This is a genomic window from Holophagales bacterium, from assembly GCA_016719485.1.
In the GTDB taxonomy this organism is placed as follows: domain Bacteria; phylum Acidobacteriota; class Thermoanaerobaculia; order UBA5066; family UBA5066; genus UBA5066.
The window spans coordinates 78,857-103,636 of sequence record JADJZB010000031.1; the positions used below are offsets into that span (position 1 = coordinate 78,857).

At 72.3% G+C, this 24,780-nt stretch carries 20 protein-coding genes and 1 pseudogene; 10 read left to right on the forward strand and 11 right to left on the reverse strand.

The genetic code is table 11. The annotated features are described in order from the left end of the window. Nucleotides 1-73 precede the first annotated feature (73 nt). From IPN03_23425 to IPN03_23440, 4 genes are all read left to right on the forward strand, one after another. The gene (locus IPN03_23425) at nucleotides 74-490 is read left to right on the forward strand and encodes a hypothetical protein (GenBank protein MBK9376585.1); all 417 of its coding nucleotides are present in this window, start codon (nucleotides 74-76) and stop codon (nucleotides 488-490) included. Nucleotides 491-630: 140 nt separating this feature from the next. Continuing rightward, nucleotides 631-879: a hypothetical protein gene (locus IPN03_23430; GenBank protein MBK9376586.1), complete on the forward strand. Its 249-nt coding sequence runs from the start codon at nucleotides 631-633 to the stop codon at nucleotides 877-879. A gap of 252 nt (nucleotides 880-1,131) precedes the next feature. Then, a complete protein-coding gene (locus IPN03_23435) occupies nucleotides 1,132-1,635 on the forward strand; it encodes a ferritin-like domain-containing protein (GenBank protein MBK9376587.1) in 504 nt (167 codons plus the stop codon). A gap of 28 nt (nucleotides 1,636-1,663) precedes the next feature. Continuing rightward, nucleotides 1,664-2,026 (forward strand): DUF134 domain-containing protein, encoded by a 363-nt coding sequence (locus IPN03_23440; protein ID MBK9376588.1) that lies wholly within the window; start codon nucleotides 1,664-1,666, stop codon nucleotides 2,024-2,026. Here the strand turns inward: IPN03_23440 and IPN03_23445 are convergent. Further along, entirely contained in the window at nucleotides 1,944-3,200 is a 1,257-nt protein-coding gene (locus IPN03_23445; GenBank protein MBK9376589.1) for a cardiolipin synthase B, read from the reverse strand. The genes IPN03_23440 and IPN03_23445 overlap by 83 nt on opposite strands. A 151-nt stretch (nucleotides 3,201-3,351) precedes the next feature. Between IPN03_23445 and IPN03_23450 the strand changes: the two genes are divergently transcribed. Next, on the forward strand, nucleotides 3,352-4,836 hold the full coding sequence (locus tag IPN03_23450) for an alpha/beta fold hydrolase (protein MBK9376590.1): 1,485 nt from the start codon (nucleotides 3,352-3,354) through the stop codon (nucleotides 4,834-4,836). Between the two features lie 50 nt (nucleotides 4,837-4,886). Here the strand turns inward: IPN03_23450 and IPN03_23455 are convergent, their stop codons facing one another. The 8 genes from IPN03_23455 to IPN03_23490 all read right to left on the reverse strand — a co-directional run bounded on the left by IPN03_23455 (nucleotide 4,887) and on the right by IPN03_23490 (nucleotide 15,553). Next, nucleotides 4,887-6,800 carry a DUF3857 domain-containing protein gene (locus tag IPN03_23455; protein ID MBK9376591.1) on the reverse strand — a complete coding sequence of 638 codons (1,914 nt, stop codon included), beginning with the start codon at nucleotides 6,798-6,800 and terminating at the stop codon, nucleotides 4,887-4,889. After that, nucleotides 6,800-8,836, reverse strand: coding sequence for a DUF3857 domain-containing protein (locus IPN03_23460; protein ID MBK9376592.1), 2,037 nt, complete (start codon nucleotides 8,834-8,836; stop codon nucleotides 6,800-6,802). Before IPN03_23460 ends, IPN03_23455 begins: the two co-directional genes overlap by 1 nt. Before the next feature lie 66 nt (nucleotides 8,837-8,902). After that, nucleotides 8,903-10,414: a beta-lactamase family protein gene (locus IPN03_23465; protein MBK9376593.1), complete on the reverse strand. Its 1,512-nt coding sequence runs from the start codon at nucleotides 10,412-10,414 to the stop codon at nucleotides 8,903-8,905. A 13-nt stretch (nucleotides 10,415-10,427) separates the two neighbouring features. Continuing rightward, nucleotides 10,428-11,318: a homocysteine S-methyltransferase family protein gene (locus IPN03_23470; GenBank protein ID MBK9376594.1), complete on the reverse strand. Its 891-nt coding sequence runs from the start codon at nucleotides 11,316-11,318 to the stop codon at nucleotides 10,428-10,430. Next, nucleotides 11,315-11,953 (reverse strand): corrinoid protein, encoded by a 639-nt coding sequence (locus IPN03_23475; protein MBK9376595.1) that lies wholly within the window; start codon nucleotides 11,951-11,953, stop codon nucleotides 11,315-11,317. Before IPN03_23475 ends, IPN03_23470 begins: the two co-directional genes overlap by 4 nt. Next, the gene (locus IPN03_23480; GenBank protein MBK9376596.1) at nucleotides 11,941-12,594 is read right to left on the reverse strand and encodes a hypothetical protein; all 654 of its coding nucleotides are present in this window, start codon (nucleotides 12,592-12,594) and stop codon (nucleotides 11,941-11,943) included. The genes IPN03_23475 and IPN03_23480 overlap by 13 nt, the downstream gene beginning before the upstream one ends. Before the next feature lie 83 nt (nucleotides 12,595-12,677). Then, nucleotides 12,678-14,141: a trimethylamine methyltransferase family protein gene (locus IPN03_23485; GenBank protein MBK9376597.1), complete on the reverse strand. Its 1,464-nt coding sequence runs from the start codon at nucleotides 14,139-14,141 to the stop codon at nucleotides 12,678-12,680. A 32-nt stretch (nucleotides 14,142-14,173) separates the two neighbouring features. Continuing rightward, nucleotides 14,174-15,553 carry an amino acid permease gene (locus IPN03_23490; GenBank protein ID MBK9376598.1) on the reverse strand — a complete coding sequence of 460 codons (1,380 nt, stop codon included), beginning with the start codon at nucleotides 15,551-15,553 and terminating at the stop codon, nucleotides 14,174-14,176. Nucleotides 15,554-15,697: 144 nt separating this feature from the next. Here IPN03_23490 and IPN03_23495 point away from each other — a divergent pair, with 144 nt between their 5' ends. The 5 genes and pseudogenes from IPN03_23495 (at nucleotide 15,698) to IPN03_23515 (ending at nucleotide 23,070) form a co-directional block, all read left to right on the forward strand. Then, complete coding sequence (locus IPN03_23495; GenBank protein ID MBK9376599.1) at nucleotides 15,698-17,692, forward strand: PKD domain-containing protein; 1,995 nt, start codon at nucleotides 15,698-15,700, stop codon at nucleotides 17,690-17,692. Next, nucleotides 17,689-19,116, forward strand: coding sequence for a PKD domain-containing protein (locus IPN03_23500; protein MBK9376600.1), 1,428 nt, complete (start codon nucleotides 17,689-17,691; stop codon nucleotides 19,114-19,116). Before IPN03_23495 ends, IPN03_23500 begins: the two co-directional genes overlap by 4 nt. Nucleotides 19,117-19,199: 83 nt before the next feature. Beyond that, nucleotides 19,200-20,336, forward strand: a pseudogene (locus tag IPN03_23505) (cysteine desulfurase). 24 nt (nucleotides 20,337-20,360) lie between these two features. Beyond that, nucleotides 20,361-21,413 (forward strand): selenide, water dikinase SelD, encoded by a 1,053-nt coding sequence (gene selD, locus IPN03_23510; GenBank protein MBK9376601.1) that lies wholly within the window; start codon nucleotides 20,361-20,363, stop codon nucleotides 21,411-21,413. Nucleotides 21,414-21,567: 154 nt separating this feature from the next. Next, complete coding sequence (locus tag IPN03_23515; GenBank protein MBK9376602.1) at nucleotides 21,568-23,070, forward strand: hypothetical protein; 1,503 nt, start codon at nucleotides 21,568-21,570, stop codon at nucleotides 23,068-23,070. 40 nt (nucleotides 23,071-23,110) lie between these two features. On the opposite strand, the gene IPN03_23520 is transcribed toward IPN03_23515, so the two are convergent. Further along, the gene (locus IPN03_23520) at nucleotides 23,111-24,310 is read right to left on the reverse strand and encodes an alpha/beta hydrolase (GenBank protein MBK9376603.1); all 1,200 of its coding nucleotides are present in this window, start codon (nucleotides 24,308-24,310) and stop codon (nucleotides 23,111-23,113) included. A gap of 1 nt (nucleotide 24,311) precedes the next feature. Then, on the reverse strand, nucleotides 24,312-24,590 hold the full coding sequence (locus tag IPN03_23525) for a MoaD/ThiS family protein (protein ID MBK9376604.1): 279 nt from the start codon (nucleotides 24,588-24,590) through the stop codon (nucleotides 24,312-24,314). Between the last annotated feature and the right edge of the window lie 190 nt (nucleotides 24,591-24,780).

The window sequence follows — 24,780 nt, forward strand, 5'->3', positions numbered from 1 at the left end:
ATCCGGCTGCGGTCCGCGGATCCTAACGGTTCGGGTCGGCCCCCTGGCACGGATCTTCGATAGGATGTTCTCGATGCCTCTCCGGCACGCCTTCCAGATGAGATCGCTCTTCGCCCTCGTACTCGTGACGGGGCTCCTGCCTCTCGTCGCGACGTCGTCGGCGGAGGCGATCTGCGCCGCACCGGCGGCGGCGATGCCCGCGGGCTGCTGCCCCCGGAGCGCACCGCCGGCCTGCCCGGCCTGCCCCGGAGAGGGACGGTCGCCGGCGCCTGCAGCCCCATCGCGGACGGCCACCTGCTGCGCCCTCGCCGCCCTGCCCCCGGGTGAGGCGTCGCCCGAGTCCCGGGACTCCCGCTCCCCCGAGTCGACGACCTCGGCTTCGGAGACGGTCGAGGCGGGTCCGGCACGCGCCGTTTCGGCGGTCCGGCTGACGGCCGTGAGAGAGGCTTCCCCTCCTCCCCGGCTCCTGGCCTGCACGTTCCGGAACTGACCGGCGCGGCGAGGGGCCGCTCGTCCCCCGCGCCGCGAGAGCGGACCGCACCTCCTTCTCCTGCACGACGAAACTCACCGTGAACGGCGCGAGCCGGCACGATTCACCTCACGAGATTCGAAAGAACCAAGGAGTCCTCCATGCGTCAGATCGCTTCCCTCGCCCTCGCCTTCGCCCTCTTCGCCGCCCCGGCCGCCCTCGCCGCCGACTGCGCCGGTCACGCCAGCAAGACCACGTGCTGCGCGAAGAAGGAAGGCGCGACCGCCGCCGACAAGAAGTGCGACCCCGCCACCTGCAAGGACAGCAAGAAGTGCACGCCTGAAGAGAAGGCCAAGTGCGCCGCCGACGCCGCCAAGAAGGCGGAAGCGCCGGCTGCCCCGAAGAGCTGAGCGCACCCTCGAGAGACCGTCCAGGAAGGCCCGGGGGCTTCGGCCCCCGGGCCTTTTTCCGTGTCCGGGATCACGGGCACGGCGCCCCGTCCCGCGCCGGCGGGCCTGCTCCTTCGTGATGACGCAGAGGACGACCGCCCCGGCCCGCCCCTCGTCGCGCTGCCGGGGTTTCCATCCCCGGCGCACGGGCATATGCTCACCCGTCGAGCCGGTCCGCCCGCCGGGCCGGCGCTCGACACGAAGGAGAGAACGATGGGAACCAGAGGACGCGAGATCGTCGGGATCGACGTCGACACGCTGCTGAAGATGCTCAACGCGGCCTACGCGAGCGAGTGGCTCGCGTACTACCAGTACTGGCTCGGGGCGAAGCTCATCAAGGGGCCGATGAAGGACGCGATCGCCGCGGAGCTGACGATTCACGCCACGGAGGAGCTGAGCCACGCGACGCTCCTGGCCGGCCGCATCATCCAGCTGGGCGGGACGCCCGTCCTCGACCCGCGGGAGTGGTTCGCCCAGAGCCCCTGCGCCTACGACGCCCCGAAGGACCCGTACGTCGCCGTCCTCCTCGACGAGAACATCGCCGGAGAGCAGTGCGCCATCGACACGTACAAGAAGCTCATGGACGCCACCAAGGACAAGGACATGGTCACGTACAACCTGGCGCTGACCATCCTCGAGCAGGAGGTCGAGCACGAGGAGGACCTCCAGAGCCTGAAGGAAGACCTCGACCTCCTCTTCACCCGCGGAAGCAAGTAGGGGGCGGGCCGCCCCCCGTAAGCAACCGATGCCCCGTCCGCGCTGCTGCCGCCGGATCGCCGGAGAACCTCCGGCCGGAATCTTCAAGCCCGCCGGGATCCCGGGACGTCTCCTCGAAGAGGTCGTCCTCGGACTCGACGGGCTCGAGGCCCTGCGGCTCGCCGACCTCGAGGGGCTCTACCACGAGGAGGCGGCAGCGCGGATGGGGGTCTCGAGGGCGACGTTCGGGCGGATCGTCGCGGACGCGCGGCACCGGGTCGCGGAAGCGCTCGTCCAGGGCAAGCTCCTCCGGATCGAGGGAGGGACGGTCAGTACTGCGACCGCAGAAGACCGTACATCCACTCGAGGAACTTCTGTCCGAGGGAGCGCTTCTTCCACGCGGCCAGAGTGATCTGCCGGGACTCCTGAAGATCGCGCTCGAACATCAGCTCCATCTCCGCCGCGAACCCGGTGTCGAAGACGTGGACGTTCGATTCGTAGTTCCACGAGAACGAGCGGTTCGTCAGGTTCGACGACCCGACGCTCGCCCACTTGCCGTCCACGACGAGGGTCTTGGCGTGCAGGCGCGACCGCTGGTACTCGTGAATCTCGACGCCGGCCTCGAGGAGATCGTGGTAGTCGCTTCGGCCGGCGTACCGCACGGCGGGGATGTCGGTGTGCGGCCCCGGCAGGAGGACCCGCACGCAGACGCCCCGCTTCACCGCGTCGGCGAGCGCGCGCTTGGCGGGGCCGTCCGGGACGAAGTAGGCGCTCGTGATGTCGAGCCGGCTCGTGGCGGAGCCGACCGCCACGAGGAACGAGAGGCGCGCCGGGTTCGAATCGAAGCCGGGGGTGGAATCCATGACCTGGCACACCGCCTCGCCGGCGCTCCCGTTGGAGGGATAGAGCGCCCGGCCCGCCAGCAGCTCGCCCGTCGCCTCCAGCCAGGCGCGGCCGAAGGCGGACTGGAGCTGGCGCGTCACCGGGCCCTCCACGCGCACGACCGTGTCCCGCCAGCGGGTCGGCCGGTCGGCGTCGCCGAGCCAGTCGTCGTCGATGCAGATCCCGCCCACGTAGCCGACCCGGCCGTCGACGATCAGCACCTTCCGGTGCGTCCGGAGGTGCACCTTGAGGAGCGTCGAAGCGCCGATCGGCCGGAAGTAGACGAGGGTGGCGCCGGCGTCTCGGAGGAGCTTCTCGTTCGCCTCCCCGAACCCGGACGATCCGATGGCGTCGACGAGCAGCCGGACGGCGACGCCGGCACGGGCGCGCTCGGCCAGCGCCTCGGCGAACTGGCGGCCGATCACGCCGTCGCGGTAGATGTAGGCCTCGAGGTGAATGCTCGATTCGGCCGAGGCGATCTCGCCGAGCATCGCCGGGAACGTGCCGTCGCCGTTTTCGAGGGGCCGGACGGTGTTCCCCCCGACCGGCTCGTTCCCGGACGCGAGGGTGAAGGCGGCGAGCGGGTCGGCCGTGGGCGAAGTCAGAGCCGGCCGGTAGCGCAGGCGCAGCGCCGTCGCGCAGCCCGACAGGGCCACGAGAAGGCCCGACAGGAGAAGCACGCGGAAGAGCGTTCGTCTCTGCACCCGGCCGCCGAGGATACCCGTCAGCGCCTTCGCACGGCCCTCGCCTATGCTCCCTCCGCGCCTCGCCCGGCGAGCGCCGGAGGTCGTTCCATGCCGAGATTCGCCCGCCTGCCCCTCGTCCTGCCGCTCCTCGCGCCGTGAGCGGGCCGGAATGAACATCCTGCGCCGCCTCCGCCGGACCGCCATCGGGCTCGTCTCCACCGCCGCCGTCGTCCTCGCCACGATCGTCCTGGTCCGGGCCTTCGACGCCCGGCACATGGGGCCGCTGAAGCCGTGGCAGAGGGTCGCTCCGGCCTCGGAGGTGACCGCCCGCGACCTCGACGACGCCTTCTCGATCCGGCAGTACCTCGCGCGCGAGGAGATCGTCTTCGAAGAAGTGCGGACCCGCGTCGAGTCCGTGATCGCCCCCGGGGACCGGGAGCCCGCCAACCGCTACTGGCCCGACGGGCCGCTCTCGCCTTCGCGGCTCCCGAAGGACTGGAACAGGACGTTCGAGCTCGTCCCCGAGCGGATCCGCGGCGGGGTCCTCCTCGTCCACGGCCTCACGGACGCGCCGTACAGCATGCGGCGCCTCGCGGAGATCTACCGCGACCTGGGGTTCTACGCCCTCGCCCTCCGGATGCCGGGTCACGGGACCGTCCCGGGCGCGCTCACCCGGACCGACTGGACCGACTGGGCCGCGGCCGTCCGCGTCGGGGCGCGCCACGTGAAGGCCCGCGCCGGGGAAGGGGCTCCCTTCCACATCGTCGGCTACTCGAACGGCGGGGCCCTCGCGGTCGACTACGCCCTCGACGTCCTCGACGGCGCGAAGCTCCCGAAGGCCGACCGCCTCGTCCTCGTCTCGCCGATGATCGGGGTCGGGCGCGCCGCGGGTTTCGCCCGCGTCTTCGGGCTCCTCGGCGTCTTCCCGTACTTCGAGACGTCCCGCTGGCTCGACGTCATGCCGGAGTACATCCCCTTCAAGTACGTCTCCTTCCCGGTGAACGCCGCCACGCAGACCGCGGCCCTCACGAAGGCGATCCGGGCGAAGACGACGCGCGCCGTGAAGACGAGGACGATCGGAGGCCTCCCTCCGATCCTCACGTTCGTCTCGCTCGTCGACGCGACCGTGAGAACCGACTCCACCGTCCGCGACCTCTACGACCGGCTCGGCTCGAACGGGAGCGAGCTCGTCGTCTTCGACGTGAACCGCAGTTCCGTCGTCAGGCCCTTCCTGAGGCGCCGCGAGGAGGGCCGCCTCGACCGGCTTCTCCCGCGCCGCCCGCGGCCCTACCGCCTGACCGTCGTCACGAACGCCGCGGCCGGGACACGAGAGGTCGTCGAGCGGAACGTCGCCGCGGGGAGGGAGGACGCCGGGGTCCGCCCGCTCGGCCTTTCGTGGCCTGACGGGGTCTACTCGCTCTCCCACGTCGCGCTGCCGTTCCCGCCGGACGATCCCCTCTACGGCAGCGAGCCCGCGCTCGACGACCCGTTCCCCGTCCAGCTCGGGACGCTTCAGCCGCGGGGCGAACGCGCCGTCCTCACGGTCCCGGTCGAGCAGCTCATGCGCCTCACCTGGAACCCGTTCTTCCCGTTCGTCGAGGAGCGCGTGCGGGCCTGGGCTGCCCTGCCGGTCCAACCTGCCGAACCCCGATGAAAGCGTCCGGTCCCGGCCGTACGGCCGGGGCCGGACGCCGGTCCTGGGTCCTACGGCTTCCCGGCGGGCGGCCGGAGCAGCAGCACGCGCGAACCTGGCGAGCTCCAGGCGACCAGCAGCTCTCTCGCCTTGCCCGCGTCCGCGGCGGGCGCGCTGCGCGTGGCGAGGGAGATGCTCCTTCGCACGACGACCCTGCCGTCGGCTCCGGAGGTACCGCTCGCGGCGACCTCCCCCAGGGTGTTCGCGACCTTCGCCGAGCTCGGCGGCGTCGCGACGGTCCAGCCCTTGGGCAGGTCGAGCGTGACCTCGAGCTCCTCGCTGCCCGGGCCGGGCAGCGCGATCGGCGAAAGCCGGCCGGCGCCGGGGAGCGGCGGCAGCTCGTCCGTGACGCCGCCGGGGACCCCGGCGAGCGTCACGGCGTGAAGGCCGCGCGCGTTCTTCTCGGGCAGCGCGCCCTCGAATGACGCCGAGAGCGACGCTTCGCCCCGCTGGAGCCGCGTCGTGCGGGCGCTCGTGACCTTGGCGCCCTCGATCAGTCCGCCGGCGAGCCGTTCCGCGAGCTTCTGCGGGTCGCGGACCAGCCCCACGTGGGGCGTGGCGCCGCCGATCGTCGTCAGCGCCAGCTCACCCTTGACGCCGCCTTTCTCGTCGATCTTCAGCGAAGCCACGAGACGGCGCCGCCACGGCGCGGCGAGCGCGCCGAGATCGACGGAGTCGCCCGGGACGACGAGGTGGGCGCGGTCGAGGTGGCGTTCCAGAGGCGTCTCGGCCTTCGGCTCCGCCGGGTCGTAGAGACGATCGTCGCCCGCGCCGAACCGCACCAGCAGGACGGCCCGGTCGTGGAGCGCGAAACCCGGGGCCCGGCCGGCCTGCGGGCCGGCCAGGAGGAGGCCGGGACGGGCCTCGAAGCCGAGCTCGCCGAGGACGCGCGCCTGGAGCGCCGCCATCTCGAGCGGCGACGCCCACCCCGCCGCCCAGACGGCGGCGAGCGGGTGAATGGCCCAGCCCGTGTGCGACGCGGGGAGCGCGCCCGAGACGTTGATGGCGTCGGAGAGGGCCGTCAGCGCCGCGAGGAGGGCGCGCTCGCGATCCGGCTCGGAGCCGACCGCCTTGCGGACCGCTTCGATCGCGCCGGCGGGCACCGGTCCGGCCGCGTCCCAGCGCCGCTGGAGCTCGTCCGCGGCCCAGCCCTTTCCCGCGGGAGATCCCGCCGCAGCGAGCGCGTACGGCTCGAACTCCACGCGCGCGGGCGTGCCGGGCTCCGCGGGAAGCGCGGCGACGCTCTCGCGCCTCCAGCGGCACGTGCGGCTGGCTCCCGTGGTCGTGCACTCTGCCGCCGGTCCGCCCTCCGCGGCGGCCGAAGCGACGAGCTCGACGCCGGCCGGGGCCTCGACCTCGACGAGGCGCTGGGCGACGGGGAAGGCGAAGGCGAGCGGCTCGGCGACGGTCATCCCGGCCTGCGTGGAAGCGGCACGGGTGACGCGCCACGACGCCTCGATCACCGCGCCCGGCTCGAGCGCGGTGTGCACGATCACCCTGCGGCGCAGCTTGCTCCAGAGGGGGTTCCTGTGGACCCCGGGCGGCAGCTCGTCGACGATCGCGTTGGCCGGCCCCTCCACGACCTCGCCGGACGGCCGCACCGTGCGGTTGTAGAGCACCTCGAACGTCTCGACCGCCGGGTCCCACACGATCCGGCTCTCGCCGAAGTCGCGGTTGATGGCGAGCGAGGAATTGACCTTCATCCGCAGCGTGCGCTCGTGGACGACGGCCCCGTCCGCGCGAAGCGTGTAGCGGTCGGCGAGGAGCAGGGCCTCGGCGTCCGGGCCGCCCGGGAAGGCGAACGCCTTCGGCGCGTTGGCGGAGGGGGCCGTGGCCTTCGTGACGACCTGCGGCTGCGCGGCGATCGCGGCCCCGGCGAGGAGGACGCAGAGGAAGACGAATCCCGAGCGAACCGGGTTGCGCATCACGCCTTCCCCTTTCCCTTGCCGGCCGGCCTGACGAGGAGCGGCGTTTCGGCGAGCTTGCGGAACGACTCGAGGGCGGCCCGCAGCGCGGGCCACTCCTCGGGGGCGAAGATGCGGCGGTCGAGGGTGAGCGTCTCGCTGACGACGAGCTCGCTCCCGGCGTGCTTCCAGGTCGACTGCAGGCTCCCCGCGCCGTCCAGCTTCGCGTCGTCGGGGAGGCCCTCCACCTTCGCGCCAGCCGGAAGCGTGATGCGCTCGTCGAGACGCACCACCTTCGAGCAGCCGATCCGGACCGGGTACTTCCGCTCCTTCGGCTTGAGCGGCAGCGTGATCTCCTCGGCGCGCGCCGCGACCCCGACCGGGTGGCGCGCCGCGAGCGGCGTCAGGAGGAGCGCGCCGTCGTCGAGGACGCGGGCGTAGCCCGGGATCGTGAACTCGGCCTCGATCGTGAACGGCACCCTGAGGTCGTCGGGGTCGGTCCGGGACGTGACGCGGACGACCGCGCGCGGGTCGACGGCCGCCAGCAGCCCCTCGTCGATCGCCGCCCACTGCGTGCGCGTGCGGCCGCGGTAGGGACGGCGCAGGCCCGAGTCGGACTGCCCGTCGGCGGTGAGCCGCAGCGTCCCCTTCAGGGTGCCGTCGGCGAGCAGCGTCGAGCGGACGGTGAAGCCCAGCGGGTGGTCGGAAGGGGGCGAGATCGGCGTCGTGATGATGTCCGCCCCTTCGGGCAGCCCCATCAGGACCTCCTGCTGCTGCTCGCGGCTCGACCAGAGCTCGCGGGCGCCCGGCACCCAGGTCGGGTCGAGGAGCTGCGCCGCACCGTCGGGGCGCCGCCACACCGTGATGCAGTGGTTGAACTGGTCGGCGGCGATCTTCTCGATCCGCTCGCCCGCCATGGTCATGCCGGCGTACGCCTCGAACCCGGCGGCGCGCAGCAGCGCGGTGAGGATCCCCGCCTTGTCCTTGCAGACGCCGCCCCGGTCCCGCAGCGTCATCGCCGCGGGGTGCAGCGTGTAGCCCTCGCCCTCGCCCATGTGGAGGCCGATGTACCGGATGTTCTCGGCGACCCAGTGGGTCAGCGCGGCGACCTTGTCGTCGGCGCGCTCGAGCCCGGCGGTCACCTCGTCGGCCACCTTCTTGAGCTCGGGCGTCACCGCGAAGGCCTTCGCGTCCTCCTGGACGCCGTGGAACCAGACCGCCTTGGCCTGCCAGTCGGGCGACGTCGTCAGGAGCAGCTTCGGCGCGACGTCCGGCCAATCGACCATGTTCTTCTCGGGCTCCGACGGCTTCCAGCCCCTCAGGGTGACCGTCACCGTGCGCATCCCGGAGGCGGTGCGGTCCTCGACCTCGGCGCCGCCGATGAAGAGCTGGTACTGGAGGTTCTTCGCGGCCGGGATCGTCACCCGGTAGCGCTGCTCGACGACCGGGTTGGGCGCGAAGAACGGCACGATGTCGTAGAAGTGGCCCTTCATCGGGGGGACGAACCGGGCCTCCGCAGACCCTTCGTCACCGTCGAGGAGCGCGTAGGTGAAGCCGACCCGCCGGGTCACGAGCTCCACCGCGTCGCCCACGTCGAGCCGCCCGACCGGCACCAGCCTGTGGCGGGCGTTCCACAGGATCGTCCCCTGGGTGTCGGGATGGTCCTGGACGCCGGCGACGTCCACGTCGCGCACGCCTCCCGCGGCGGTCAGCACGCGGCAGAGCAGCACCTCGACGGCGGCCGACATCGGGTCGTAGGAGAGCTCGGCGACGGCGAGCTGCCGCGCGCCGGCGGCCGTGAGCGCCTTGACGAGCGTGTGCTGCACCGTGCGCGCCATGCCGCTCTCCTCGACCACGACCTCGCGGCGGTCGAAGACCGTCACGACGGCGGCGCCGGGGAAGGCGTCCGCTCCGCCCGCCCTCGCGAGGACCTTCTGCACGTCGGCGGCCGGCAGGTCCCAGCTCGGCGGCGTCTCGGCGCCGGAAGCGGAAAGAGCAACGAGGGCCGCCACGACGGCAGCCGAGAGGACGAACGGGCGAGGAACACGTGCGCGCATGCGGCAACCCCCGCTCGGCATCATAGCGACCAGAGCGGCGGCCAGCGGCTTCGGAGCTTCCCTTTCCTACCTGGCAGCACCCTTCGGCAGGTAGTAGTCCGATCGCCTGTACATCCTCGTCACCTTGCCCGTCGCGTCGAGCTCGAAGCGGAGGGTCTCACCGTCGGGGAGCCTGAAGGTGTGTTCGCCGGCGGGGGCGAGACGGCTGACCGCATCCTCCGCGGCTTCCTCGGGAGGGTAGGAGTGCTCGTAGAGAGCGAGGGCGCCGTCGAGGACGAGCACCTCGATCTCCCAGTCCCAGGGATCCGTGTAGGTGCCCACGTAGCGCTTCCAGCCGGGGTCGGGCGGTGCCGGGGCCGCGGAGGGTCCGGCCCCGGACGCCGCGACGGCGCCGCCGACGACCGCGAGCGCCTGTCGGGCGAAGAAGCCGGGGCTGGCGTCGTCGGCGTTCGTGAGAGCGATGGCGGCGAGGCCGCGTTCGGGGTCGAGGAGGACGTCGGCGCGGTGGCCGCCGATCCAGCCGCCGTGGGAGACGTACGTGCGTCCGTCGCGGCGCGAGACGCCCCACCCGAGGCCGCGACCGCCGGTCCACTTCGCGTTGACGAAATGCGGACGGTGCATCTCGGCGAGCGTCGGCCCGGAGAGGATCCGAGCTCCGCCGGCCGGGGGGCCGGCGGGGTCGGCGGTGAGCTGGAACGCGGCGAAGCGGGCGAGGTCCTCGAGCGTCGAGACGATCGCCGCCGCCGGGGCGATCGCGCCGGTTTCGTAGTAGTCGAGCGTCCCGCGGCTGCCGTCGGCCTGCTTCCGGCGGTGCTGCCGCGGGAGAGAGGCGATCTCGGCGGCCGTCGGCGCGCCGGTCGTCGAGGTCATTCCGAGCGGGGCGGTGATGTGGGCGCGCACGTAGCCGGCCCAGCTCTCACCGGAGACGGCCGCGACGATCTCGCCGAGAAGCGCCACGCCGAGGTTCGAGTAGCGGTAGGTCTTCCCGGGAGGCGAGATCACCGTGACCCGCGGCATCGCGGCGCGCAGCGCCTCGCGCGTCGGGAACTGATGGGTCGTCCAGGCGTCGAAGGGCGCCTCGCGCGAGAGGCCCGACGTGTGGGTCAGGAGGTGCTCGACGGTGATCGGCGGCGCGGTCGGGAACGGGTTCGGCACCTTGAACCAGGGGAGGTGCTTCACCACCGGGTCGTCGAGCCGGAGCTTCCCCGCGTCGCGCAGCTGCAGGATCGCCGTCGCGGTGAAGACCTTGCTCACCGACCCGATGCGAAATCGCGTCGCCGGAGTGAGCGGGACGCCGCCCGCCAGGTCGGTCGTGCCGTAGCCCTTCGCCCAGGCGAGCCCGTCCCGGGTCACGACGCCGACCACGACCCCCGGTACGCCGTTGTAGGCGAGCTGCTCGGCGGCCCAGAGGTCGTAGAGAGCAGCGGCCTCGGCGACTCCGGCGTTCACCCCGACGGTCGAGGCTTCCATGGCGCGTGCGAGGCTTGACGCCGCGAGGACGGCGACGACGATGAGCAGAGGGACGCCGGGCCACCCGGCTGACCGGTTCCAGGTGATCTCGGGCGGGGCCTGGTTCATCACTCTGACTCCTTCATACCTTTCGGCCGAGCGCTTCCCAGAGAGCGCGGACGTGCTCGGGCGTCGTCCCGCAGCAGCCGCCGACGAGCGCGACGCCGGCCTCGAGCAGCCCGGGAACGCGGGCCGCCATCGCCTCCGGCGTCTCCGGGTAGACGAGCGCGCCGGACGCGATCGTCGGGAGTCCGGCGTTCGGCCGGACGGCGATCGGCAGGGCGCAGTGCGCGCGGAACTCCCGTGCGATCCCGGCCATCGTGTCACCGTCGCCGCAGTTGGCTCCGACGGCGCTGGCGCCAGCCGCCTCGAGACGCGCGGCGGCCTTCGCCGGCGTGACCCCCATGACGGTGAAGAAACCCCGCCGCGTCGCCTCGAACGACATCGTGGCGACGACGGGCAGAGCGGGGGCCGCTTCGCGGGCGGCGCGGACGGCGAGCTCGGCCTCGGCGAGGTCGGTCATCGTCTCCACGCAGAGGAGGTCGGCGCCGGCGGCGGCGAGCGCGGCGGCCTGGCGGGCGAAACCGGCGCGGGCGACGGACGGATCGAGGCTGCCGAGGGGAGAAAGGAGCACTCCCGTCGGACCGATGGAGCCCGAGATCCATGCCCGCTCCCCCACCGCCCGCCGCACTGCCGAGACCGCCGCACGGCAGATCTCCTCGAGATCGGGGCCAAGGCCGTGGAGGCCGAGCCTCTCGGGGTTCGCCCCGAACGTGTTCGTCGTGACGACCTCGGCGCCGGCCTCGAGGTAGAGCGCGGCGATCTCCGTCAGGAGCTCGGGACGCTCCAGGCAGACCCGCTCCGGGGCATCTCCGGTCGGAAGGCCGCGGGCGAAGAGCATCGTTCCCCAGGCGCCGTCGCCGAGGATCGCCGGTCCGCGCTGCAGCCGCTCGAGAAAGGGCTCCACACTCATACGCTCTCCATCAGAGTCTTCACGCTGCGGACCGCGCTCTCGGCGTCGAAGCCCCAGCCGTCGGCCCCGATCTCGTCCGCAAAAGCCTGCGTCACCGGCGCGCCCCCGACGACCACCTTCACCCGCCCGGCGAGGCCGCGCTCCCGCAGGAGCGCGACGACCTCGGCCATCCGCGGCATCGTCGTCGTCAGGAGGGCCGAGAGGCCGATGACGCGCGCCCCGGAGCTCTCCGCCGCCTCCAGGAACCGCGCGGCGGGGACGTCGGTGCCGAGGTCGATGACCTCCCACCCCGCCCCGCGGAGAAGGATGCCGACGAGGTTCTTGCCGATGTCGTGGAGGTCCCCCTGGACCGTCCCGAGGACGACGCGGCCGGCCGGTGGGGCCCCGTCGCTGGCGAGGTGCGGCTTCAGGATCTCCATGCCGGCCTGCATGGCGCGAGCCGCGAGGAGGACGTCTGGGAGGAAGATCTCGCGCCGTCCGAACTCCTCGCCGACGACCGCCATCCCGGCGAGAAGGCCCTCCCGGAGGATCTCCCCGGGGGCCACGCCCGCGGCGAGCGCGGCCTGGGTCCCGGCCCGGACGGCGTCGTCCTCACCGAGGCGGAGGTCCTCGGCGAGCTGATTCAGGAGGTCCACGAGGCCTCTTCTTCGGCGGGCGCATCCCCCGCCGGCGACCGGAGCGAGGCCATCCTTGCGAGGCACGTGCGGTCGGTGCAGGCCTCGCAGAACGCGAAGTCGGGACGGAAGCGGTGGGCCGCCGGCGGCGCCGCGACGAGGACGCCGGAGACCGACTTCACCGGCGCCATCAGGGCGCTCTCCCCGAGAGAGATCCCGGCGTCACCAGGTTCGAGACGCGCGAAGAGGGCCCGCTGCCCCGTCACGGGCCAGCCGCAGTACCCCGGGCTGTAGGCGAGGACGGCGAGTCCGGGACCGCGCCGATCGTCGAGGAACGCGTCTCCCAGCTCCTCGGCGAGAGCTGCCGTCGCCTCCGAGGCCACGGCGTCGAGGAGGTACCCCAGCGGGGCGTCTCCCTCGTCGAAGAGCTGGCGGATCCGCGCGCAGACCGGCTCGCCAACGGTGGCGGCGAAAAGCGCGAGATGCTTCGCCTGCGGCGCCACCCGCTCGAGGACGGATTCCTCCCCCGGCGGCCGCGCGTCCCGGTGGATGGCGAGAAGCGCTTCGATCGAGATCTCCTCGAAGACGCCGACGGGCCGGGCCTCGTCGACGAAGAGGCCGACGGCCTCCCTGACGAGGGCGAGGGTTCGCGACGAGGGCATCCGGTCCACCGGGACGCCGACGCGCAGCAGGACCCGGCGCCTCGACGGGAGGATGTCCGCCGTGTCGATGTGGAGGACCCTTCTCACGCGTCGCCCCGCGCCGGAAGCCCGTCGAGCCCCGCCCGCTTCGCTGCGGCTTCCATCACCCCGGCGAGATCCCGCTTCACGGTGTCCGGCAGCCGGGACGGGATCCACGCGGCGACGAGCCGCTCCACCTCGCGGGCGGCCCGCGCGAGCACCGTTTCTCCGCCGTCCTCGCGCCACCGGGCCTCGCTCGACCGGTCGATCGCCGGCCCCGGGAAGGTGATCTCGCTGCGGAGGTGACGCCGCGTGTGGCGCGCGATGAGGAGGTGCTTCTCGGCGAGGAGCTCGCCGAGAAGCGGCAGCGCGGGAAAGTCGTCGCGGGGCTCGATACCGCGCGACAGTCGAAGCGCCATCCCGCAGATCTCGTGGTCGACGACGAGCTTCTCGAGGCTGAATCCGTTGTCGAGGTCGAGGAGGCCCGGCCCCGAGATGCTGTTGATCCCGGAGAGCGCGGCGAGGAGCGCGCCCGACGAGGTCTCGAGGCCCGCCTGGGCGTCGAGCTCCTTGGCGTCGGAGACACCCGCGTAGCCCTGCGTCGGCAGACCGAGCCGCTTGCCCAGCTCCCCCATCGCGCACGTCAGCATCGCCGTCTCGATCGCCCCGGTCGCGGCCCCTTCCGAGCGGATGTCGAAGACGGCGGCGGAGGTGCCCCAGAGGAGCGGCGCTCCCGGCGCGGCGAGCTGGTGGAGGACGACGCCGCTCAGGTTCTCGGCGGCCCCCTGGACGAGCGTCCCGGTGAGCGTCACCGGGGAGAGGAAGCCGGCGAGCGGCACCGCGACGATCTCGACCGGGACTCCCGCCCGGGCGCAGTCGAGGAGGTTGCGGCCCGTCGCCTCGCTCCACGCCAGCGGCGACGTGGGGCAGCAGGTGAAGACGGCGAGGGGCCTGGTGCGGAGCGCCTCCGGCGTGCCGCGGACGGCGAGCTGGAGGTCGAGCATCACGCGGAAGGCCTCGGCGGAGAACGCCCCGGTGACGACAGGCTTCTCGCAGTGGAGGAGGCCGAGGAAGAGCCGGTAGCTGTCGGAGATTCCGGGCGGGACGTCCGACGGGACGAACGCCGTGCTCTGGGCCGCCAGGTGCGGCAGGCCCGCGACGAGCTTCGCGTACCTCACGTAGTCCGCGGTGACGGGCTCGCGAAGCACCCGGGTAGCCGGGTCCAGGACGCGGATCGCCGCCGAGCCGGGCGTGAAGTGGACGTTCTCGCCGGAGAGGTCGTGCGTGGCGTTCCCGAGGACGTCGTAGAGGGCGAACGCGCGCGGCGCCGTCGCGAGGGCGCGATCGACGAGGTCCGCCGGAATGAGGACCCTCTTTCCGCCACTCGCGACCGTGGCGCCGTGCGCGACGAGGAGGTCGCGCCCCTGGGCGTCGTGCAGCTCCACGCCGAGCGTCGCGAGGACGGAGCGGGCCTCGTCGAGGATCCGGTCGGCGAGGGCGTCGTCGAGGAAGCGGAGGCGCGGCCGCATGAACGATCGAGTCTAGATCGGCACGCGACCGTTCAGGCCGGCTTCCGCGCCCTTTGCCGCCTCCCCTCCCAGAGGTAGACGCCGACGCCCGCCGCCAGGACGACGGCGCCGCGCAGGGCGTCCTTCGGGGCATCGATCGCGATGGTCACCGCGAAGACCACGGACGAGCCGACGTAGAGGGCCGGGACCCACGGGTAGCCGGGCATCTTCCAGGCGGCGTCGGGCTCGCGACGCCGGTAGACGAAGATCGCGGCGCCGCCGAGCGCGTAGAAGAACGTGCCGAACGAGGCGACGGTCGCCACGAGCCCGTCGAACGTTCCCGAGAGCACGAGCGCGGCGGCGATGAGCGCCTGGACCATGAGCCCGAAGGCCGGGGTGGCGTGGCGAGGGTGAAGGCTCCCGAACCTCGGCGGCAGGCGGCCGTCGACGGCCGCGGCGTAGGCGACCCTCGGACCGGGGATGATGTTGGCGACGAGCGAGCCCGCGATGGAGACGAGAATTGCCAGGTTGAGCCAGTGGGCGGCGCCCGGCCCGAAGAGGGCCTGCATCGCCGTCTCGGCGGCCCGGGGCGAGGCGCCGAGCGCGGACACGGGAGCCGCCGCGAGGTAGACGAGGTTGGCCGCCAGGTAGAGACCGGCGACGACGAGAACCCCGCCCCACAGCCCGGCCGGGATGTCCTTCCGGGGGTCCTTCACCTCGGCGCCGAGCGCCGACAGGCCGACCCAGCCGTCGTACGCCCAGAGGGCTCCCGCGAGCGCGGCCCCCGCCGAGGCGAGGATCGGGAGAGAGAACGGCATCGCGAAGGCCTCGACCGGCGGCAGCTTCGCGGCGGGGGCGGCGAAACCCGCGCCGACGAACGCGAGGAGGAGGCCGATCTTCAGGACCGTCAGGACGTTGTTGAGCGTCCCTCCCTCGCGGATTCCGAGCATGTTCCACGCCGTCGCCGCGAAGCAGAGGGCGACGGCGACGAGCTGCCCGCGCGAGACGTCGAGCGGCCCGAGGGAGAAGGCGGGCACGCGGGTCCCGAGCGCCGGGAAGAAGGCCCCGACGTACTCGGCGAGCCCGGTCGAGAGAGCGGCCCCGGCGCCGGTCATGACGACGAACGAGAACGCCCAGGTGAAGAGCCACGCGGTGAGGTCGCCGAACGTCTCGCGGAGGTAGTCGTAGGGCCCGCCGGCGCCCGGCCGGCGGACTCCGAGCTCGGCGTACGTGAGGCCTGCGGCGAGAGCGTGCAAGCCTCCGACGAGCCAGACGAGGAGGATCCAGGACGGGTACGGGATCTTCCGGACGACGTTTCCGGCCGAGAGGTAGATCCCCGTTCCGACCATCGACCCGACGACGAAGAGGACGCAGTCCCCCACGCCCCACGCGCGGACCAGCTGCGGCGTCCCGGCTCCCCTCGCGTTGCTCACGTGCTGCGGAGGCTAGCAAGAACAGGTGCCCTTCTCTGCCGATCTCCGCACCTGAATGTGACCCGAGTCACTCCTGAGACGGGCTTTCAAATCCGGCATATAGTCCCGGCAGCAACACGGAAAGAACCGTCCTGGAGGTATGCGATGCGTGATCGTCCTTCGCGTGGCGTCCTCGTCCCGGCCCTTGGCCTCTTCCTCGCCCTGGGGGCCCTTCCAGCCGCGGCGCAGGCGATCTTCGGAACCGCGGGCGACGGGAACCTCGCCGTCCTGCTCCCCTCTCCGGGGACGAACCTGCCCACGCCCGAGCAGCGCGCGGTCACCGGCCTGCCGCAGGATGCTTTCCCGCACGGCGTCTCCGTGATCGGAAGCGACCAGGCGGTCATCGCCGACTTCAACCGCTTCCGCCTCCACGTGGTCCAGGTCTCGACGGGGACGCTCGTGAGGACGATCCCGACGACGGGCGCCTACGACGGCACGGGAACGATCGCGGTCTCTCCCAGGCTCGACGTGATGATCGGCGCCGGCTCGACCTACAGCAGCCCGAACTGGCGGCCGACGTTCGCCCTGATCCGGGCGCCGTTCGACAACCCCGTGATCACGCCTCTCGCCATCGAGGGGCACGTCGCCTCCTACCAGACGCAGGCGATCGTCTTCGACCGGAACGGACGGGCCTTCATTCTCACGCGCCCCAGCTTCGATCCGGAGAACCCGCCCGCTTCGATCCAGGGCTGGGTGAACGTCCTCGATCCTCCGTACTCCTCCGTCGCGTTCCGGATGCCCGTCGAGAACCTCGGCAGCGGCGCCATCGCGATCACGCCCGACGGGAGCACGATTCTGACCACGGCGACCTCGCCGGACGCGGGCCGCGTCTACGTCTTCCGCGCTCCGTTCTCGGCCTCCTCGGTCCCGGAGGCCCTCACCATCCCGGGCACGGACGGGCTCGACGGGATCAACTGCACCCCCGACGGACAGCGGTGCCTCGTCGTCAGCGCGTTCTCTCCGCGCCTCTTCTCCATCGCGGCGCCTTTCGGGAGCGGGTCGGCGGTGGAGGAGATCGCCCTGCCCCAGGCCTTCGTGACCTCGGAGACCGGTTTCGAGGACGTGGCGATCTCGAACGACGGACAGCTCGCCCTCATCACCGGCAACAGCGGCAAGGACGCGAGCGGCCAGGGCGGCGGCCTGCCGGGGCTGTTCGTGAAGGCCCCGTTCACGCGGTCCGCTGCACAGCCCTTCGCGGTGCCGATCCTCGGCGGAGGACGCGGCGCCGGCTCGGCGCGATTCGTCGCCTGCCCGCCTCCCATCCCGCCCCTCTCGCCGGAGATCGTCCCGACGGGAACGCCGGCGGCACCGGTGACGGCCACGGACTTCCTCACCGCCCGGTGGTCGGCCCAGTCTTACGGTTCGCGGTTCGAGTGGCGCATCAACTCGGAGGCCTTCGCCTCGACCACCCAGACGAGCGTCGAGAGGATCGCACCGCGCGGGAGGCTCGACCCGATCACGCTCTTCGTGAGGTCGTACGCCTGCGTACCCGAGCAGGGGCCGAGCACGGAATCGAGCAGCGCCACCTACTCCCTGGCGCCGCCGGGCGCGTCGTTCAGCGCCTCGAAGACGTCCGCCCGGGTCGGCGAGGAGATCGCCTTCACCGACACCTCGAGCCCTCAGGCCACGGCGTGGGCGTGGTTCTTCGGGAACGCCGGCTTCTCCTCCGTGCAGAACCCGCGCTTCGCGTTCGCCGCGCCTGGCGTCTACCTCGTGAGGCTCATGGCGACGAACGGGTCCGGCTCCAGCCTCTCGACGCTCACCATGGTGACCGTCACGGCGGCCACGTCTCCCGCCCGATCGGCCAGGGCGCCGGGCGGCGACGTCGAGCCCGCCCTCGCAGCGTCGGTCGACGGCCTCCGCTTCGGCTCGGGCCGGAGGCCCGCGCTGAGGCTGCATGCCGAGGAAGCGGCGACCGTCTTCCTCCGGCTCGAACGCTTCGGCGTCCTCGTCGTCGAGCGGCGCATCGCCCTCTCTGCGGGCGAGTCGCCCCGCCTCGACCTCTCCGCGTTCCTTCCGCAGGGTTTCCCGGAAACCCTCGATGCCAGGATCCTTTCCGACAGGCCCGTCGTCGTGCGCTTCGATGAGGACTTCAAGTGAGATACGCGCTGCCGTTCCCCAGGGTCCCGTCCTCCGTCCGGCAGGCCGCCGCGGCGTTCCTCTCCGTGTCGCTCGCCTCCGGCGCCTTCGCCGCGCCGGCACCCCAGGCGGACCCGGTCGTGAAGAAGGCCGCGCCCGGCGAGAGCACGCGGCTCTCGATCGCCCACGACCCGCTGAAGTGCCTCTCGACGGACGCGCGCGCCCTCGTGGACGCCCGGGTCCTGCCGGGCAAGGAGATGGAGCAGAGCTTCGTCTTCTTCCGGGCCTCGGGCACCGAGGACTTCTACTACGTCGTGATGAGGCCGCGGGCACCCGAAGACGTCGTGGCCGAGCTGCCCCGGCCGCTTCCCGGCCTCACGGGAATCGATTACTTCGTCCAGGCGCTCGATCGCGAGAGCCATCCGAAGAAGACGCCGGACTACGCGCCGCCCGTGACGGACAAGACGGTCTGTCGCGACGAGCGGGCGGTATCGCCCGGCGTTGTCGGGCCCGCGGCGCCGAAGCCGGGGCTGACGATCGGCCTCACACGCGCGGGCCAGGCTCCCGTCCCCTCCGGGTTCAACAAGGACGACATCGCGAAGGTCATCCTCGTGACGGGCGCCGTGGTGGCTCTCTCCGTGGCGCTGGCCTCCGGGACGGGCGCGGCGGCCGGAGCGGGCACCGCAGCCAAGGTGGGCGCCGCCGCGGCCGTGAAGACGGGAGGGCTCTCGACGGGCGCGATCGTCGGCATCGGCGCCGGCGTCGCGGCTGTGGGCGTGGGCGTGGCCGTAGCGGCGTCCAGCGGCGGCGGAGGCGACGAGACCCCCGCGAACCGGAATCCGACGATCGGCTCGGCGACCGTGACCCCGCTCTACGGAGCCGTCCCGCTCCAGGTGACGGCCTCGGCGACAACCTCCGACCCCGACAACGACCCGGTCACCGTGACGTGGAACTTCGGCCCGGCGACGGCGACGGGGACGAACGCGACCTTCACCTACCAGACGGCCGGTACGTTCACCGTGTCCGTCACGGCCACCGACGGCAAGGGGGGCACCGCGACGAACGCGAACGTCGCGAGCGTGCGGGTCGACCCGCAGGGCACTCCCCAGTTCCTCGGCGCGACGGCGAGCTGGTCGGGAGACTCGGACCTGGACGTCCGGGTCGCCGGTCCCGGAGGCATCGACGTCGCCACCCAGCCGGGCGGCCGGAGGCTCCCCGCAGCCTGCGGTACGGGGAACCGCACCGAGAGCGTCATCTACCAGGGTACCGGCCTCCCGCCGGGAACGTACACGCTCTTCGTGAAGCACGCAGCCACCTGCACGGGGAGCCCGTCCACGATCCGGTTCAGCTACGCGGCGCAGGCGACGACCGGAAGCAAGTGCGCGGGGCTCCTCGACGTCTCGCCGGCCGCGGAAGTCCAGGCCTGCACGTTCACGTTCCCCTGACACGCCGGGTGCCGGAGGTGAAGGCGGCCCTCCGGCACCCGCTTTTCTCCAGGACGCGCGTCGCCTGCCCCAATAATCGGCGCATGTCCGAGCGCCCGATCTACCTCGACTACAACGCCACGACGCCCCCGGACCCCGAAGTCGCCGAGGCGATGCTCCCGTACCTCACGACGCATTTCGGGAACCCATCGAGCAGCCACGCCTTCGGTGCTGAAGCGCGCGCCGCCGTCGAAGGAGCGCGGCGCCAGGTCGCCGCGCTCCTCGGCGCGAGGGCCGAGGAGATCGTCTTCACGAGCGGCGGGACGGAAGGGAACAACACCGTCCTCCACGGCGTCGCGCGCCTCCTCCGGGCGAAGGGGCGGCACGTCGTCACCTCGTCCGTCGAGCACCCGGCCATCCTCGAGCCGTGCGCCGTCCTCGAGGAGGAGGGCTTCCGGATCACCCGCGTCCCGGTGGACGGGTCGGGGCGCGTCGACCCGCGCGACGTCGCCGAGGCGCTGACGCCCGAGACGATCCTCGTCTCGGTCATGCACGCGAACAACGAGGTCGGGACGATCCAGGACCTCGCGGAGATCTCCCGCCTCGCGCACGACCAGGGCGTCCTCGTCCACACGGACGCGGCCCAGTCGATCGGAAAGGTGCCGGTCGACGTCGGGGCCCTCGGCGTCGACTTCCTCACGCTGGCCGGGCACAAGCTCTACGCGCCGAAGGGCGTCGGGGCGCTCTACATCCGCTCCGGCATCGAGCTTCCCCGCCTCTTGCACGGGGCGTCCCACGAGGCGGGGCGGCGCGCCGGCACGGAGAACGTCCTCGAGATCGTCGGCCTCGGAAAGGCGTGCGAGGTCGCCGCGCGGAGGCTCCCGCACGACGCCCGCCGGTTCGAGGAGCTCCGGGAGCGTCTCTTCGAAGCGCTCTCCCGCGAGGTGCCGGGCCTGCGCCGGAACAGCCCGTGGGAGCGCTGCCTCCCGAACACGCTCAGCGTCGGCTTCCCGGGCGTCGACGCGGGCGCGCTCCTGACGGAAATCGGGGCGAAGGTCGCCGCGTCCGCGGGCGCGGCCTGCCACGCCGCCGGCGTCGAGGTCTCGACGGTCCTCCAGGCGATGGGCGTTCCGCTCGAGTACGCGATGGGAACGGTCCGCTTCTCCGTCGGCCGCGGGACGACCCCGTCGATGGTCGACGAGGCGGCCCGGGTCGTCGCCGAGGCCGTGCACCGGATGCGCCCCGACCTCCCGGCCGCCCCGGCGATGCCCGAGGGCGACGGCCCCGTGAGGCTGACCCGCTTCACCCGCGGCATGGGCTGCGCGTGCAAGCTGCGGCCGCAGGACCTCGAGACGGTGCTGAAGTCCCTCCCGAAGGTGACGGACCCCGCCGTCCTCGTCGGCCCCGAGCACTCCGACGACGCGGCCGTCTACCGGCTGACCGACGACCTCGCGATCGTCTCGACCGTCGACTTCTTCACGCCGATCGCCGACGACCCGTTCGACTTCGGCGCCATCAGCGCCGCGAACTCGCTGAGCGACGTCTACGCGATGGGGGCGCGGCCGCTCTTCGCGCTGAGCGTCGTCGCCTTCCCCTCGCGCCGGCTCCCCCTCTCCGTCCTGGAACGGATCCTCGCGGGAGCGGCCGAGGTCGCGCGCGAGGCCGGGATCCCGATCCTCGGCGGGCACACCGTGGACGACACCGAGCCGAAGTTCGGCCTCGCCGTCACGGGGGTCGTCCACCCCGGCCGCGTCCTGACGAACGCCTCGGCCCACGCGGGAGACGCACTCGTCCTGACGAAACCGATCGGCACCGGCATCCTCGCGACGGCCGTCAAGCGCGGGCAAGCCGGGGACGACGTGGCCCGGCGCATCGTCGCCGTCATGCGGACGCTGAACCGCGCGGCGGCGGAGGCGATGCTGGAGACCGGCGTCTCCGCCTGCACCGACGTGACCGGCTTCGGGCTCCTCGGGCACCTCCGCGAGATGGCGGCGGCGTCCGGCCTCGACGCCGAGGTCGAAATGGCGGCGGTCCCGATCATCGACCCGGCCCGCGAGCTCGCGGCCGCCGACGTCGTCCCGGGCGGCACGCTCGAGAACCTCGCGCACGTCTCGCCCCACGTCGACTTCGCGCCCGCCCTCTCGCGCGTCGACAAGGTCCTCCTCGCCGACGCGCAGACCTCGGGCGGTCTCCTCGTCTCGGTCCCGGACGCCCGGTGCGAGGCGCTCCTGGCGGCGCTGGGGGAGAAGGGCGTTCCCGAGGCCCGGCGCATCGGGCGCTTCACCGGGCCGGGGACGGGACGCATCCGCGTCGTCTGATTCCCTTCCTGCTCCGCGCAACCGTCGACCTGCAAATTGACGGCTGGCGGCAGTGGGCCGACGTGAGGCTGCGCCGTCGACCTCACGTCCCCTCGAGAATGTGCGACGGCGCGACGACCGTGCGCGGTTAGAATTTGTCATTGCTCTCCTGGGAATGAACATCCGCCCCGTCCTCGCCGGGAGCCTCGCGGTGATCCTGCTCGCCGCCTCCTGCCAGCGCGCTCCCGAGTCCGAGCCGCGGACCGTCGTCATCGGCCAGGTCACGTCCGCAACCGGTCTCGATCCGCACCTCCACGACGAAGAGTCGACGCACTCGGCGCTCTCCCATTTCTACGAGCGGCTCGTCGCCTTCGGCCCGGACCTCAGCATCCGGCCCGAGCTCGCCGTGAAGTGGACGAACCCCACCGACACGGTCTGGCGCTTCACCCTGAGGGAAGGAGTCCTCTTCCACGACGGCACGCCGCTCGCCGCGGAGGACGTCGTCCTCAGCCTCAGGCGGGCCGGGCGCCTGCCAGGCTCGCAGGTCGTCCACTACCTCCAGAACGTCACGAGCGTGACCGCCCTCACCGCCCGTGAGGTCGAGGTGATCACCTCCTCGCCCTCCCCTCTCCTCCTCAACAAGCTCGCCTTCGTGGCCATCGTGCCGAGGTCGACCGCAGACCGGGCCATCTCTCGCCCGGTGGGAACCGGCCCGTACCGGTTCGTCTCGGGTGCCCCTCGCGAGGCCCTCGAGGGAGAAGCGTTCGACCGGTACTGGGGACCTCGCCCCGCGTTTCACCGCGTCCGGGTCGTGCCGCTGCCCGATGCCCGGTCGCGAGCGCACGCCATCGTCGAGGGCCGGGCGGACGTCGTCTCCAGGTTCCCGTTCGAGTTCACCTCGTGGGCCCGGAGCCGTAAAGGGGTGACGCTGGCCGCGCGCATCGGCCTCGGCGTGGCATTCCTCGGCTTCTCGCTTCGCGAGGGAAGCCCGTACGCCGACCGGAGGGTCCGCGAGGCGTTCGCCCTCGCGATCGACCGGTCCCGGATGATCGACGCCGCCGAGAGCGAGTACACGGTGAACGCGGATCAGTTCGTCCCCGGCGCCGTCTTCGGGTACGCGCCGCCGTCCCGCCCGTGGCGGCACGACCTCGCCCGCTCGCGGGCCCTCCTCGCCGAAGCCGGTCACCCCACGGGGATGGACGCCACGCTCGTCCTTCCCGACACACAGGCCACCCTCGGTGCGCGTCTCGGTACGCTCCTGGGGGAAGCGGGGATCCGGGTCCGGCTGGAAACGCTGCCGTGGGACGACTACCACGCGCGCTGGCTGCGGCGCGACCTCGACCTCTGCGGATTCGCGTATACGGCGGGGACGGGCGACGCCTCGGACCTCCTCGACGCCGTCTTTCACTCGCGCTCGGCCTCCTCGGGTGCGCTGAACACCTCCGGGTACGCGAGCGCCGCATTCGACGGGCTCGTCGACGAGGCCGGCCGTGTCCTCGACCCGTACCGGCGACAGGAGCTGATGAGCGACGCGCTCGCCATCCTTCGTGAGGATCTACCGGCGATCCCGCTCGTCGTGAGGTCCAACCTCTATGCCGTGAGCGACGGGATCAGCTGGACGGCCCGGCAGGATCGCAGGGTGCGGGCGCAGGACATGCGGCCTCGCGCCGCACGCTGACGGCCTCGAACCGGTTCCTCCCCGATGCCCCGGCGCTCCGCTACTTTCCAGCCGCGGCGGCCAGCCGGTCCCGGTTGCGTACGAAGACCTCGAGTCGTGCGTCGGAGAGCTTCTTCGCGACCTCGACGGCCTTCTCGTAGCTGGCGAGGGCCTCCGCGTTCTTTCCGGCCGTTTCGAGGGCCTCTCCCAGGCTGTCGTGGACGTTCGCGGACTCCGGGTAGAGGTCGACGTTCCAGAGGAAGAACGGGAGGGCGCCCTTCACGTCCTTTCGGAGGAGGTGCTGGTAGCCGACCAGGTTCACGGTGAGCTCCGGCGGCCTGACGGCGTATCCGAGCCGCTCCGAGAGCTGCCCGTAGTGCTTCTTCAGCGCGTCCAGCGTCCCCGGGTAGCCACCCGCCTTCCGGTCCCGTGGAAGGCGCCAGCCCTCGAACACCTTCCGGAGGCCGTCGTAGTGGGAGCGGAGGACGACGCTGCCGTGGTCCTCGTCCTCCATCAGCTCCGTGGCCCGGACGAAGCCCGCGGCCTTCGCGCCCTTCAGCGTCTTTCGGAGGCGCTCGAAGCGGGTCGGGGGCAGGTCGCCCGCCTCCTCGTCGGCCATCGTGACGAAGAGCGTGTGCCGGAGCTCCTTGCGGCCCTCGAGGAACTTCGCGGTCCGGCGGAGGATCACGTCGTCGTCCCAGTCGAGACTCGGTGAGACGGCGATGGTCGCGTTGAAGAGCCCGGTCCTCTCGACGAGAGCGGAAAGCGCGAAGAGGCCGCCCAGCGAGTGCCCTGCGAAGAGGCGGAAGGGTTCGGTCCGATAGGTCGCCTCGACGTACGGGATCAGCTCCTTCTCGAAGAAGTCGAGGAACTTCGTGGCGCCGCCGCTGCCCTGGACGAGCGCGGTCGTTCCGTCGGCCTGACGGCGAAACGCCCGGGTCGGGGTCAGGTCGCGGGTCCGGTCGGTGTTCGTGACACCGACGATGATCAGGTCCGGCATCAGGCCGTTGCGGGCCAGGAAGTCGACCGTGCCGCGCGTGTGGAGAAGGTGCGCGTCCCCGTCGGTCAGGTAGAGGACCGGGAAGCGCCCTTCCCCGTTCTCGTACCCGCGCGGGATCGAGACCAGGATCGTCCGCTCCTCGCCGAGCACCTTCGACGTCATCCGGACGGCTTCGGCGTTCGTGATCGGCTCGACCGCCCGGGCCGCGGGGGCCAGGATCGAAACGACCAGGGAAAGGACCAGTACGGCGGCTCTCGGCATGCTACCCCCCAGCCATGAGCAGCACGACCGAGAGGCGGTCCCCCGGTTGAAGGGGTGTGTCGAGCCCTTCGAGCGTCCGCACGTCGCGCCCGTTCAGGAACAGGCTCACCCCGCGCCGCGGGGCGTTGCCTTCTTCGAGGAACAGGCGCGTCACGGCGGGCCGGCTCCCTCTCAGCGCAGCGAGGGCGAGCGCGAGGGTTTCGCCCTCGGCCACCAGCTCGCCCACCCCTCCGGCCGCGCGATGCAGCGGTGCGGGGAGCGTCACGAGAATGCTCGGCATCGACGTCGCCTCCGCCAGGAACGCTAGCACCGGCCCGCAGGCTGTCAACGCCGGGACTCGCCTGTTGACATCCGGTACGGCGGCGCCTAGCTTCATGAGAGGCCCCCGTTCGTTCGAGAACCGTTCACAGAAACCACCCGGGAAGACGCGTCATACACTCGTCCGGGCTTCGATCCCGAACGGAAGAGAG